The sequence below is a fragment of the Leisingera sp. CC-HEC096 genome (genome assembly GCF_059429235.1).
In genome coordinates this window covers 648697-661897 of the sequence record NZ_JCAIJS010000001.1, presented here as the reverse complement: position 1 = coordinate 661897, position 13201 = coordinate 648697, and the positions used below count along the sequence as shown (strand labels likewise).

General features: G+C 63.7%; 9 protein-coding genes. 2 read left to right on the top strand and 7 right to left on the bottom strand.

The window, feature by feature from the left end; genetic code table 11:
* Window positions 1-68: 68 nt before the first annotated feature.
* The 5 genes from AC5STI_RS03260 to AC5STI_RS03240 all read right to left on the bottom strand — a co-directional run bounded on the left by AC5STI_RS03260 (window position 69) and on the right by AC5STI_RS03240 (window position 5523).
* Complete coding sequence (locus AC5STI_RS03260) at window positions 69-614, bottom strand: helix-hairpin-helix domain-containing protein (protein WP_495445561.1); 546 nt, start codon at window positions 612-614, stop codon at window positions 69-71.
* Between the two features lie 68 nt (window positions 615-682).
* Window positions 683-1636, bottom strand: coding sequence for a fatty acid desaturase (locus AC5STI_RS03255; protein WP_475051633.1), 954 nt, complete (start codon window positions 1634-1636; stop codon window positions 683-685).
* Window positions 1637-1940: 304 nt separating this feature from the next.
* Window positions 1941-3404 (bottom strand): ribosome biogenesis GTPase Der, encoded by a 1464-nt coding sequence (gene der / locus AC5STI_RS03250; RefSeq protein WP_490397603.1) that lies wholly within the window; start codon window positions 3402-3404, stop codon window positions 1941-1943.
* A gap of 72 nt (window positions 3405-3476) precedes the next feature.
* Window positions 3477-4799 carry a PQQ-like beta-propeller repeat protein gene (locus AC5STI_RS03245; RefSeq protein ID WP_475051629.1) on the bottom strand — a complete coding sequence of 441 codons (1323 nt, stop codon included), beginning with the start codon at window positions 4797-4799 and terminating at the stop codon, window positions 3477-3479.
* 52 nt (window positions 4800-4851) lie between these two features.
* Window positions 4852-5523: a hypothetical protein gene (locus tag AC5STI_RS03240; protein WP_495445560.1), complete on the bottom strand. Its 672-nt coding sequence runs from the start codon at window positions 5521-5523 to the stop codon at window positions 4852-4854.
* A gap of 290 nt (window positions 5524-5813) precedes the next feature.
* Between AC5STI_RS03240 and AC5STI_RS03235 the strand changes: the two genes are divergently transcribed.
* Both AC5STI_RS03235 and AC5STI_RS03230 read left to right on the top strand, forming a co-directional pair.
* Window positions 5814-6929, top strand: coding sequence for an efflux RND transporter periplasmic adaptor subunit (locus tag AC5STI_RS03235; protein ID WP_475051626.1), 1116 nt, complete (start codon window positions 5814-5816; stop codon window positions 6927-6929).
* Window positions 6926-10756, top strand: coding sequence for an efflux RND transporter permease subunit (locus AC5STI_RS03230; protein WP_495445559.1), 3831 nt, complete (start codon window positions 6926-6928; stop codon window positions 10754-10756). Before AC5STI_RS03235 ends, AC5STI_RS03230 begins: the two co-directional genes overlap by 4 nt.
* 67 nt (window positions 10757-10823) lie before the next feature.
* On the opposite strand, the gene AC5STI_RS03225 is transcribed toward AC5STI_RS03230, so the two are convergent.
* A complete protein-coding gene (locus AC5STI_RS03225) occupies window positions 10824-11150 on the bottom strand; it encodes a hypothetical protein (protein ID WP_495445558.1) in 327 nt (108 codons plus the stop codon).
* A gap of 137 nt (window positions 11151-11287) precedes the next feature.
* On the bottom strand, window positions 11288-13117 hold the full coding sequence (locus tag AC5STI_RS03220; RefSeq protein ID WP_495445557.1) for an ABCB family ABC transporter ATP-binding protein/permease: 1830 nt from the start codon (window positions 13115-13117) through the stop codon (window positions 11288-11290).
* Window positions 13118-13201: the final 84 nt, after the last annotated feature.

Genomic DNA, 13201 nt, shown 5'->3' with positions numbered 1-13201 from the left:
CCCCAGCCAGACAAAAACAAACCGGCGCCATACGGCGCCGGTTTTTCTTTACACTCAAAGGCTTGACACTACTTCTTCGCCTTTTTCTTCTTTTTCTCCGCAGTCTTCCCGTCCAAAATCGCTTGCGCCTTGGCCTTCTCTTTTTCGATGGCTTTCTTGGCCTTGGCTTTCATCTTCTTGGCCTTTTGCTTGGCCTTGATCTTGGCCGCAGCAAATTCCTCCGCCAGATTGGCAGCCTTGCGCTTGGCCTTTGCGGCTTTGGCCTTGGCCTTGGCCGCCTTATCCTCCGCGGCCTTGCGGGCTGCTTCAGCTTCGGCCAGTTTCCTGTCCATCTCTTCCTGCGAAATCTGCGCCTGCGGCTCCGCAGCCTTTCCGGCAAGCTCCCCCTTCACCGGCGCGCCGCCTGACCCAGCCGGGCCATCCGGCGTCTCTGCACCTGCCGCTTCCGTTGCAAGCGCTCTCAGCGCCGCCGCACGGTTAGCACCAATGCCAGGAATGCTGCGCAGCCTGGACTCATTCGCCGCGGCCAGGTCTTCGGCGGTTTGAATGCCGTTTTCCTGCAGCACCTTGGCCAGCGCCGGCCCAACCCCGCGCAGTTTGTGAATTGGTGTCATGTCCGCGCCCTTCGCCGATCTCTCAAATCATTCGAACCTTTAATCGTTTCAGACTTGCACGAAACAGCTTAGGCAGGAAAGGGCACGAGGCATTTTTTCTCTTCATCCCAAAGCTTTAGCGTCAAAGCGCGCACCGCCTCCGGGAACTTGATCCGGCGCAGCCCCAATTCCGGCGGCAGGCTGTAATGGCACTGGCGCAGCCGGTAGGACGGAATGCGGGCATTGTAATGGTGGATGTCGTGCAAGGTGATATTCGCCACTGCCATGTCGAAGAACCATCCGAAATCCAGGCATGAGGAGCCCTGCAGCGCCGCCACCTGCGGGTTCAGGTCCGGGCGGCGGTCCCAGTAGGTGTCCTCGAAATTATGCTGCAGGTAGACCAGGAACACCCCGATCATGCCGCCGAGGAAGGAGAACGCCAGCCACACCCAGATGCCGGTCATCCCCGCAACCCGGTACAGAAGCGCCAGCATCGCCACGATCACCAGATTGTGCAGAATCACCCCCCAAGCCCCAAAGCGGACCGTGTTCTTGGGCCAGCGGTAGCGGATGAAATAGGTAAAGGCAGAGCCCAGCGGCACCAGCACAAACGGGTTGCGGTAAAGCCGGTAGCCCAGCCGCTCCCAGAACCCGGCCGCCTTCCACTCCCGCACCGTCATCGTGTGGATCTCACCGGTTTCGCGGTGCTCCAGGTTGCCGATGTTGGAATGGTGCAGGTTGTGGTTCTGCTTCATCACCTCGAACGGCGCAAAGGTGAAGGGCGACAGCACATGGCCCGCGATCTCGTTCTGCAGGCGGGTCTCAAACAACGAGTGGTGCCCGGTGTCATGCTGCAGCACATAGAGGCGCACCGCGGCAAAGGCAAAGACCACGCCCGCGGGCAGCAGCACATACCAGCGGTCCGCATGGACGATGGCCAGGTAAAGCGACAGAAAATAAACCGCAAATGTCCCGAAATAGCTGACCGCGGCCAGCCTGTTATCCTTCTCGATGAACTTTCGCGTATGTGCCCTCAGATCCATGAAAACGTCCATAAAATCGTTTCGTGACAGGCGTGCGAAACACACACGCTGTCCAAGGTAGAATCTCAGATAATCCCGCCAGCCTCAAAGACAAGGCTGCCGCTTTGCAAGATGCGCAACCTAAAGGTTAGCAAGCCGCCACCAGAATGGGAAGACCGTCCGCTGCCCCGGGCCGGGACAGGCGAAAGGGCGACGTTTCGCACGACGCAAAAAAACGCCGCCCGTCAGGGCAGCGCCGGGCCCAACGGGCCAAGGTATTCTGTGAATGCCGCAGGCCGGGCGGGAGCGCCCCCGCCCCGGCGGTTCAGCTGCCGCGCTTGTTCAGGTGCTTGGCCAGCGCGCCCGCATTCTTGGCCCGCTTGCCTTTGTAGGGGTTCTTGTCCCCCTGACCGCGCATATACAGGCGGATCGGCGTGCCGGGCATGTCGAAATCCTCGCGCAGCCCGTTGACCAGATAGCGGGTATAGCTGTCCGGCAGCTTGTCGGGATGCGAGCACATCACCACAAACCCTGGCGGGCGGCTCTTGGCCTGGGTCATGTAGCGCAGCTTGATCCGTTTGCCCTGCGGGGCTGGCGGCGGGTGCTGCTCCAGCATGCCAACCAGCCAGCGGTTCAGCGCCGCCGTGGGAACGCGGCGGTTCCAGGTGCCATAGGCGCGCATGATCGCCTCATGCAGCCGGTCCAGACCCTTACCGGTCTTAGCGGAAACCGTCACCAGCGGCGCGCCGCGCAGCTGCGGCAGCAGGCGGCCGAAGGCCTCCTTGAGGTCGCGCAGCTTTTCCTGCTTGTGCTCCTCGGCGTCCCATTTGTTGACCGCCACCACAACCGCGCGCCCCTCGCGCTCCGCCAGGTCGGCGATCCGAAGGTCCTGCTGTTCAAACGGGATGCTGGCATCCAGCAGAACCACCACGACCTCGGCGAATTTCACCGCGCGCAGGCCATCGGAGACAGAGAGCTTCTCCAGCTTCTCCTGCACTTTAGCTTTCTTGCGCATGCCGGCGGTATCAAACACCCGCATCGGTACGTCTTTCCAGTTGATCTTCAGCGAGATCGCATCGCGGGTAATCCCGGCTTCAGGCCCGGTCAGCAGCCGCTCCTCGCCCAGGATTTTGTTAATCAGCGTCGACTTGCCCGCGTTCGGGCGGCCCACCACCGCCACCTGCAAGGGCTTGGCATCGGTCGGAACCGGAATGACCTCTTCCTCGTCCTCGCCGATCTCTTCATAGACCTCGACATCGGTGACCGGCGCGTGGTCTTCGGCCTCGGCCTCGAACTTCTCCGCCAGCGGCTGCAAAATACCGTAAAGGTCCGGCATCCCCTCACCATGCTCGCCCGACAGGCGCAGCGGCTCGCCCAGGCCCAGGCCATAGGCCTCCAGCACGCCCGCCTCGGCGGCGTTGCCCTCGGCCTTGTTGGCGGCCAGGATCACATGCGCGGACTTGCGGCGCAGGATGTCGGCAAAGATCTCATCGGTCGGGGTGACGCCCGTGCGGGCGTCGATCATGAACAGGCAGATGTCGGCCATATCCACCGCCCGCTCGGTCAGGCGGCGCATGCGGCCCTCCAGCGAGTTGTCGGTGGCGTCTTCCAGACCCGCAGTGTCGATCACCGTAAAGCGCAGGTCCCCCAGCCGTGCCTCGCCCTCGCGCAGGTCGCGCGTAACGCCCGGCTGGTCATCGACCAGGGCCAGCTTCTTGCCAACAAGGCGGTTGAACAGGGTGGACTTGCCCACATTGGGACGGCCCACGATGGCGAGGGTAAAGGACATCAGACCAGCTTTCTGCGATTCAGACGCGGCTCATAGCGTATTCGTACGGCCTCCGCCACCCGGAAACACGGATCAGCGGTACGCCAGCAATTCACCGTTGGAGGAAACCACATACAGCGTACGCCCCGCAACCACCGGCGCGGTGGTGGCACCGCCCGGCACGTCGGCTGTACGGGTCAGGCGGCCGTCGACCGGGTTAAAAAAGCGCAGCAGCCCGTCGTTGGAGGCCAGAACGATCTGTCCGCCCGCCAGCACGGGGCCGTGATGCACATAGATCTTCCCGCGCTTGCCCGGCTTGTCTTTCACAAAGCCCGGCAGGTCCACCGCCCAGATCACCTCGCCAGTGCCGGCATCCAGGCGCAGCAGCTGATTGAGGTCGCTCACCTGAAACAGGCTGCCCCCCGCAGGCCAGGCGGTTCCGGACGCCCCTTCGCGCGCGGTCCACAGACGGTCGCCGGTGTCCAGGTCAATGGCCACGGTCCGGCCAGAGTTGTTGCCCGCATAAAGCCGCTTGCCCGCCACCACCGGCGCCCCGGTCACATCGCTGATCCGCGACAGGGTCTGGCCGGTGCGCTGACCGGCGACCGACGCGCTCCAGCGGCGCAGGCCGCCGCGGCGGAAGGTGGCGATCAGGTCGCCAGAGCCAAAGGCAAAGATTGCAAGGTCGCTGGTGACCACGGGTGCCGGCGCGCCCAGGATATTGGCAGCCGAGGGCGACGCCTCGATCTGCCAGGCAATGCGGCCATTCTTGGCGTTTACAGCCCAGCCGGTGTCATCGCCCGCCACCAGATAAACCAGCCCGCCGCTGACGCGCGGCTGGCCGGAGCCGGTCGCGCCCAGTTCCTGACGCCAGATCAGGCTGCCGTCAGCGGCGTTCAAAGCGGTCAGCACCCCGAAACCGGAGGAGATATACAGTACGCCGTTATCATAGGCCAAGCCGCCGCCCGTTGCCTGCCCCTCGTCATCCACCGCCGGGATCAGTTCGCTCTGCCACAGGACTTGGCCCTGCGGCGAGACCGCAGAAACCTGCGCGGCGCTGTCCAGCGTATAGATACGCCCGCCGCCGACGACCGGCGTCGCAATGATGCGCTGGCGGCGGCTGTCGCCCTCACCGATTGAGGCAGACCAGATACGCTGCGGCGCGGCAGACAGGGCCGGATGCGCGGTGCGGCCCGCCTCAGCACCATGGCCCTGGGCCCACTCTGCATTGGCGGCTTGCGCGGGCAGCGAAATGGGACGGGCCTGGTTGACCACCTCCACAGCTGCGTCGGGCCGGATATCCTCGCGCTCGCCGCGCAGAATGATTTCCTCTTCCCCGCAAGCGGCCAGCACGGCCAAAGCTGCAGTTGTGCACAGAAGACCCCGTGCCCGGGAGAAAGTCTTGGTTATTGTCATTGCCCTGCCCTGTCTGCCGTAGTCTTCCGCAAGTTCCCATCCGCGGAACGCCTTACCCCTCTGGCGCAGCGTCCCCCTCCAGGGAGCCGCCGAGCGCCACAATCACCTGAGATGCCCGGTCTTTCAAGTCTCCGCTTACTGCGGCATCGGCTGCAATGTCCCGCAGCCGGGCAATCGCGGCCTCGCTGTTGCCGTCCTCAATGTCCAGCAGCGCCAGCTGTTCGGACGCGAGCAGTGCCAGCGGCGCGCCGGGCTGGGCAAGTGCTTCATACTGCAGGCGGCGGTCCGCCACGCTCAGGGTGTCAGCCTGCAGCGACAGCGCCTTAAAGCTGGCGATATGGCGGTAGATCAGCGGCAGCTCGCCATCAACTGCCACGGCCTCGAGCCGGGCCACGGCCTCGGCTGTTTTGCCCGCTTCGGCCAGCGCGCCCGCTTCCAGCATCGCGGCGACCGCGGCGCCGCCAGCGCCCGAGGCCGTCACCGCCGCCAGCGCCGCGGCCTGGTCTTCGCTGCCGTCAATCTCCAGCGCCGCCGTTATCTGGTCGCCCAGATCCTCCGCCGCCGCGCGCTCCTGCGCTTTGGTGTATTCGCGGAACGCCGCGCCGCCGACAATCAGCGCCACAGCCACGCCGCCAATCCAGCCATAACGTTTGAGCATCAGGAAAAGCCGGTCACGGCGGACCTCTTCGGTCACCTCATCGATAAAGCTGTCGGTATCGCTCATGAAAAGCCCCTGATATGCGCGGCCCGGGCCTGCGCCCTTGCCGGTATTGAATGCGTCGCGCCCCTCTTACCCCGGCTCAAACGCCAAGCCAAGTGGCCCGTTTGCACCAGAAACATCGGTATTCAGGCCGGAAAAGCAAGAAATGTGAACTAAACCACTTAGTTTAGAATGGACATATCCTATATCAGGCCTATCACATACGCGCGACTCCCCTTGTTTTCAGGCCCGGCCGTCCGGCGGCCCAGGAGCACAGCGCGCAGGGAGACGGCAAGAATAAGGAAAGGCCCGACATGCGTATCATCCCGATGCTGACCGCAGTGGTGGTGACAGCCAGCCTCTACATGGTGGTTATCCAGCGTGACGACCTGATGGCCTTTGCCCGTGGCGAGGATGCCCCTGACGCTGCCCAGAGTGAAGCGGAAACCACCGAGGGGCTGGAGCTGGCCCAGGCGGATGAGACGCGCGTGGGCGTCGTTGCACTGCAAAGCAAGGCGCGCACCATCGGCAGCGCAGTGATCCTGCGCGGCCAGACCCAGGCCATCCGCCAGGTGGACGTGCGGGCCGAGACCACCTCGACCGTGATCTCCGAGCCGCTGCGCAAGGGCGCCCAAGTTGAGAAGGGCGATGTCCTGTGCCAGCTGGACCCGGGCACCCGCGACGCAACACTGCAGGAAGCGCAAGCGCGGCTGAAGGAAGCCAAAATCAATCTTACCGCCTCCTCCAAACTGTCCGAAGGCGGCTATGCCTCGGAAACCCGGCTGGCCGCATCTGAAGCAGCGGAACGCACTGCCATTGCCGCAGTTGCCGCCGCGACGAAGGAACTGGAGCGGCTGACGATCACCGCGCCTTTCGCAGGCCTGCTGGAAAGCGACACCGCGGAACTGGGCAGCCTGCTGCAGCCCGGCAGCCTGTGCGGCACGGTGATCCAGCTCGATACCATCAAGCTGGTGGGCTATGTGCCAGAGGCGGAGGTCAACAAGGTGGAACTGGGCGCAACCGCAGGCGCAGAGCTGTCCACCGGCCAGCAGGTTCAGGGCAAGGTCACCTTCCTGAGCCGCTCCGCCGATCCCACCACCCGCACTTTTGAGGTCGAAATTACGGTGCCGAACCCGGATCTCAGCATCCGCGACGGCCAGACCGCCGACATCGCAATCTCTTCCGCCGGACGGCTGGCCCACAAGCTGCCGCAATCGGCCCTGACCTTGAACAACGAGGGCCAGCTGGGCGTGCGCGTTGTCGGCGGGGACAGCACCGTGGTATTCTACCCCGTGCAGCTCCTGCGGGATGAGGCCGATGGCGTTTGGGTCGGCGGCCTGCCCGAAACCGCGGACGTGATCGTCGTGGGTCAGGATTTTGTAACCGAAGGCGTCGCCGTGGCGGCCACCTACCGGGAGACTGAACAGTGATTGGCATCGTCGACTGGGCTGCCGGCCGCGCCCGGATGGTCCTCGCATTCATCGCGATCTCGCTGCTTGTCGGCGGCTTTGCGTACTCGATGCTGCCCAAGGAGGGCGAGCCGGACATCGAGATCCCCGCCCTGTTTATCTCGGTCCCCTTCCCCGGCATCTCCGCCGAGGACGCCGAATCCCTGATGGTCAAGGTGATGGAGACTGAGCTTGCCGATCTGGACGGGCTCGACAAGATGACGTCCACCGCCGCCGAAGGCTATGCCGGGGTGGCGCTTGAGTTCGAATTCGGCTGGGACAAGACCGCCATCATGGCCGACGTGCGCGACGCCATGGACAAGGCGGAGGCAGAGTTCCCGGAAGGAGCCGAGAAATACTCGATCACCGAGATCAACTTCTCGGAATTTCCGATTGTCATCGTGAACCTGACCGGTGCCGTGCCGGAACGCACGATGGCGCGCATTGCAAAGGACTTGCAGGACGACCTTGAGGCACTGGACGCGGTGCTGGAGGCAGGCATTGCAGGCAACCGCGACGAGATGGTCGAAGTGCTGATCGACCCGCTGCGGCTGGAGGCCTACAACGTCACAGCACTTGAGCTGATCACTGTTGTGCAGAACAACAATCAGCTGATTGCGGCCGGTGAGGTCGAGACCAGCCAAGGCGCGTTTTCGGTCAAGATCCCTTCTTCTTTCGATGAAGTGAAGGACATCTACCAGCTGCCGGTTAAGACCAACGGCGACCGCGTGGTTACCCTGGGCGAGCTGGCGCAGATCAACTTCACCTTCGAGGATCGCGAAGGCACCGCCCGCTTCAACGGCGAGGACACGGTCGCCCTGCAGGTGGTCAAGCGCAAGGGCTACAACCTGATCGACACCGTCGACCTGGTGAAGGCGACCGTGGAGGACTCCAAGTCCAAATGGCCGCCGGAACTGCAGGCCGCGGTTGAGGTCGGCACATCCAACGACCAGAGCCGCGTGGTCGGCTCGATGGTCAGCCAGCTCGAAGGTTCGGTTCTGACCGCCATCGCGCTGGTGATGATCGTCGTGCTCTCCGCGCTTGGCAGCCGCGCTGCCCTGCTGGTGGGCTTTGCGATCCCGACCTCCTTCCTGCTGTGCTTTGCCTTCCTCGCCCTGATGGGTGTCACCATTTCCAACATGGTGATGTTTGGTCTGATCCTGGCCGTGGGCATGCTGGTCGATGGCGCCATTGTGATCGTGGAGTATGCAGACAAGCGCATCAAGGAGGGCACCGGCCCGATGCACGCTTATGTCGAGGCAGCGCAGCGGATGTTCTGGCCGGTGGTGTCTTCCACCGCGACCACGCTCTGTGCCTTCCTGCCCCTGTTGTTCTGGCCTGGTGTGCCCGGGGAATTCATGGGCATGCTGCCGGTCACCATGATCTTCGTGCTGTCCGCCTCGCTGGTGGTGGCGCTTATCTATCTGCCGGTCATGGGCGGCGTCACCGGCCGCATCAGCCGCACGTTTGAGGGCGCCTCCCGCGCGCTGCGCATGGCCGCCCCCTGGTGGCTGCGCGCTGCCCTGGTTCCGGTGGCGATGTGGGGTATGTTCGCAGGCGCCATGCAGATGCTGAATCCGGCTTACCTGCTGGGCGAAGGCGCAGGCGGTATCGGCGGGGTGCTGTTCGGCGGGCTGGTCTTTGCCCTGGCGGCCTTTGGCGCATCCATCACCCTCAGTGCGGCCAAGATTGAACGCGAGCAAAAGGAGGTCGCCGCCGGCTACCACCACACGCCGTTCGGCCATGTGATCAAGTTCATTGCCGGCAACCCGATCATGCCGGTGGTCACCGTCGGCGCGGTAGGTTTTGCCATCGTGACGGTCTTCGCCACCTTCAGCGAAAACAACTACGGCGTTGAATTCTTCGTCGACTCGGAACCGGAACAGGCCTCGGCCTATGTCCGCGCCCGCGGCAACATCTCGCTGCACGAAAAGGACGACATGGTCCGCGCCGCCGAAGACATCATCATGCAGCACCACGCGGTGATCAACGTCTTCTCCTTTGCCGGCGACGGCGGCCTCAACACCGACAGCTCCGGCGCGCAGCTGCCGCCGGACACCATCGGCCAGGTCCAGTTTGAGATCATCCCCTGGGAAGACCGCCCCACCGAAAGCGAGCCACTGGACGGCTGGTTCGGCGGGCTGCTGAGCAAATACCTGGGCTTTGAAAAGGAAATCATCGCCGAGGAATACGACGGCAATACGGTCCTGGATGAACTGAACGCCGAACTGGCCAAGCTGCCCGGGTTCGAGGTAGAGGTCCGCGCCCTGGCGCAAGGCCCCGCCACCGGCAAGCCGGTCCACCTGCGCCTGCGCGGCGACGGCTGGGAGGATCTGACAAGCGCAACCCTGACAGCACGGAAGCACTTTGAGAACACGCCCGGCCTGATCCTGATCGAAGACAGCCTGCCGCTGCCCGGCATCGACTGGCAAATCAACGTGGACGTGGAAAAGGCCGGCCGCTATGGCGCCGATGTGGCGACCGTCGGTGCGATGGTGCAGCTGGTCACCCGCGGCATTCTGCTGGACACCATGCGCGTCGACAGCTCAGACGAGGAAATCGAGATCCGCGTCCGCCTGCCGGAACAGGACCGCGTGCTGTCGACGCTCGACAACCTCAAGGTCCGCACCTCGGACGGGCTGGTGCCGCTGTCGAACTTCGTCTCCCGCCAGCCGGTGCCGAAACTGGCAGAGATCAACCGCATCGGCCAGGAGCGTTTCTATGACGTGAAAGCGGATGTGGATGCTGGCCTGAGCAAGGTTGTTATCGAAGACGCGGACACCGGCGAGGAGACCCGCCTGGCACTGCTCAAAGAAGTTCCAGAGGGCGCGGCAGCAAATGGCGAAACCATTGCCGCCCCCAACGGCCGCACTCTGGAGCTGGTGCAGCTGACCGGCGCCGAAAGCTTTGACGCCCTGCAAACAGCGCTGGAGGACGGAGCCAGAATTGCGCCGGTGAACCCGAACGAGCGGATCGCCGTCATCACCGAATGGCTGGAAACCGAGCCGCTGCCGCGCAGCATCAGCTGGGAATGGACCGGCGACCAAGAGGAGCAGGAGGAGTCCGGCGCCTTCCTGTCCAAGGCTTTCCTGGGCGCGCTGGCGCTGATGTTCGTGATCCTGCTGGCGCAGTTCAACAGCTTCTACAACTCGGTGCTGGTGCTGCTGGCGGTGGTTCTCTCCACCACCGGTGTGCTGATCGGCATGATGGTGATGCAGCAGCCGTTCTCGATCATCATGACCGGCACCGGCATCGTAGCGCTGGCGGGGATCGTTGTGAACAACAACATCGTGCTGATCGACACCTATCAGGAGTTCAGCCAGAAGATGCCCCGGATCGAGGCGATCATCCGTACCGCCGAGGCGCGTATCCGCCCGGTGCTGCTGACCACCATCACCACGATGGCGGGCCTCACCCCGATGATGTTCGGCGTCAGCCTCGACTTCATCAACGGCGGCTATTCGATCGACAGTCCCACCGCGCTGTGGTGGAAACAGCTGGCCACCGCCGTGGTTTTCGGCCTGGGCATCGCCACCGTGCTGACCCTGGTGGTGACCCCCTCGCTGCTGGCAATCCGGGTGTGGTTCTCCACCTATATGCAATCGCTGGGGCGGATGCTGTCCCGCCTTACCCGCGGCCGTTCAAGCCGCATCGCGCAGGACTCCAAGCTGTTCAAAAAGGCCCGCCATCTGCCGACCACGGAGATCCAGTGGGTGGAGGACGCGGCGCCTGAGACAAGCGAAGGCGAGGCCAAAGAAGACGAGCCGCAGCCGCCTGCCCCGCGCGGACGCCTGCGTGCTGCTGAATAAACAAAAAAGGCCCCGCGGCGGCGGGGCTTTTCATTACAACACGCCGGACCCTCCGGCAGGCCCTTGATTAGTCGGTAAAGGCGTATTCGCCCAGATCACACAGATCGAGGCCATAGTCTTCTGCTTCGGACCCGTCGGCAAAGCTTCCGCGAATGTCATAGACGCATGTGGTTGCGCCATCGGCAATCAGCACACCGATCTCATAGCCGGGCGCCAGATAACCGCCTGCCATCAGGTTGCCTTCCCAGTTGTCAGAAGACGCGGGCGATACATTAAAGCCAACCAGATCAGCGCTGCTGTCGTTTACAAGAAGAAACTCCAAGTCTTCGGCATAGACAGGTGCTTGAAAGGCAAGCAGTACAGCCACGGAGGCGGCAGTCAGATGGGTCTTCATTCGTTTGTCCTCGTCTGCAAGCCGGCCAGCGCAGATGCGGCCGGTTCCCGGAATGGACGCACCTTAAGAACGGCAGGCAGCCGGTCAATGGGGAATGCCGGTAATGGTTTCCCCCGGGGTAAGGCTGCGCAGGAGAGTCAGGCCGCGTCCTGATCCGCCTGCTGGCGCTGCCACAACCGGGCATAACGGCCATCCTTGGCGAGCAGCTCCTCGTGGGTGCCGGTTTCAGCAATCTCGCCCTGCTCCAGCACTACGATCCGGTCAGCCTCGGCGATGGTCGACAGCCGGTGCGCAATGGTCAGAACCGTGCGCCCCTGCCCTGCCCGGGCCAGTGCTTCCTTGATTTCCTGTTCGGTCTCGGTGTCCAGCGCCGAAGTCGCCTCGTCCAGCAGCAGCACCGGTGGGTTCTTCAGCAGCGTCCGGGCAATCCCGACGCGCTGCTTCTCACCGCCCGACAATTTCAGGCCGCGTTCCCCCACCTGGGTTTCATACCCCTCCGGCAGCGCCATGATGAAGTCGTGGATCTGCGCATCGCGGGCCGCCTGCTCTACCTCCTCCTGGGTGGCGCCGTCACGGCCATAGGCGATGTTGTAGCGGATCGTATCGTTGAATAGCACCGTGTCCTGCGGAACCACGCCGATCGCCTGATGCAGGCTCTTCTGGGTCACATCGCGCACGTCCTGGCCGTCTATCTTCAGCGCCCCGCCGGTCACGTCATAGAACCGGAACAGCAGCCGCCCGATGGTCGATTTCCCGGACCCGGTGGAGCCGACGATGGCCACAGTCTGGCCCGGCTCCGCCTCCAGCGAGATGCCTTTCAGTATTTCGCGGCCCGCATCATAGGAAAACCGCACATTCTCCAGCGTGATCCGGCCGCCGTTGACCTTCAGTTCACCGGCGCCGGGCCGGTCGCTCACATCGGCGGGCTGCTCCAGCAGATCAAACATCTCGCCCATGTCGACCAGGCTCTGGCGGATTTCGCGGTACACAGTGCCAAGGAAGTTCAGCGGCACGGTGATCTGGATCATGTAGGCGTTGACCATGACAAAATCGCCCACCGTCAGCCTGCCCTGCTCCACACCTATGGCCGCCATCACCATGACCCCGATGAGACCCGCAGTGATGATCACGCTCTGGCCGAAATTCAGCGCCGCCAGCGAGTAGGCGGTCTTGAGCGCCGCCCGCGCATAGCCGCGCATCGCGCTGTCATAACGCTCGGCTTCCCGCTCCTCGGCAACGAAGTACTTGACGGTCTCAAAGTTCAGCAGGCTGTCGATGGCCTTCTGATTGGCGTCGGTGTCCTGCTTGTTCATCTCCCGGCGCAGCTTCACCCGCCATTCGGTGACCGCAAAGGTGAACCAGACATAAAGCCCGATGGTGCCCGCCACGACCACCAGATACCAGGCATCGAACAGCACCGTCAGGATCACCGCCACCAGCGTCAGTTCCAGGATCAGCGGCCCGATGGAAAACAGCATGAAGCGCAAGAGGAACTCGACGCCCTTCACGCCGCGTTCGATGATCCGGCTCAGCCCGCCGGTCTTGCGGGTGATGTGATAGCGCATCGACAGGCGGTGGATATGGGTAAAGGTTTCCAGCGCCAGCCGCCGCAGCGCCCGCTGGCCCACGGGCGCAAACACCGCATCGCGCAGCTGCTGAAAGCCGGTGGTCAGGATCCGCGACACCCCGTAAGCCACAGTCAGGCCAACCGCCCCCAGCGCCAGCGGCGGCACGCCCTCGCCCGCCAGGCTGTCGACCGCGCCCTTGTACAGCATCGGCGTATAAACCGCGATCAGCTTGGCCAGCACCAGCACCGCCAGCGCCAGCACCACCCGCACCTTTACCGCACGGTTTCCTTCAGGCCACAGATACGGCCCGACCTTGCGCAGGGTGCGCAGGCCCGAGCGGCGTTCTTCCTTGGCGATGTCTGCTTGGCTCGGCACGGCGGCCTGATCTGTCTGGGTCATGGCTAATCCTGGCTGGACCCCTTCAGATATTCACCTGTTCACGGATTTGCGAGGGGCAGGCAGAAAAAACGCGCTGCAAGAGCG

Excerpts from the sequence above, each read along its gene's own strand:
- AC5STI_RS03260 (WP_495445561.1), bottom strand. The coding sequence starts at position 614 with ATGACACCAATTCACAAACTGCGCGGGGTTGGGCCGGCGCTGGCCAAG.
- AC5STI_RS03245 (WP_475051629.1), bottom strand. The coding sequence starts at position 4,799 with ATGACAATAACCAAGACTTTCTCCCGGGCACGGGGTCTTCTGTGCACA.
- AC5STI_RS03220 (WP_495445557.1), bottom strand. The coding sequence starts at position 13,117 with ATGACCCAGACAGATCAGGCCGCCGTGCCGAGCCAAGCAGACATCGCC.
- AC5STI_RS03235 (WP_475051626.1), top strand. The coding sequence starts at position 5,814 with ATGCGTATCATCCCGATGCTGACCGCAGTGGTGGTGACAGCCAGCCTC.
- AC5STI_RS03240 (WP_495445560.1), bottom strand. The coding sequence starts at position 5,523 with ATGAGCGATACCGACAGCTTTATCGATGAGGTGACCGAAGAGGTCCGC.
- AC5STI_RS03225 (WP_495445558.1), bottom strand. The coding sequence starts at position 11,150 with ATGAAGACCCATCTGACTGCCGCCTCCGTGGCTGTACTGCTTGCCTTT.
- AC5STI_RS03255 (WP_475051633.1), bottom strand. The coding sequence starts at position 1,636 with ATGGATCTGAGGGCACATACGCGAAAGTTCATCGAGAAGGATAACAGG.
- der (WP_490397603.1), bottom strand. The coding sequence starts at position 3,404 with ATGTCCTTTACCCTCGCCATCGTGGGCCGTCCCAATGTGGGCAAGTCC.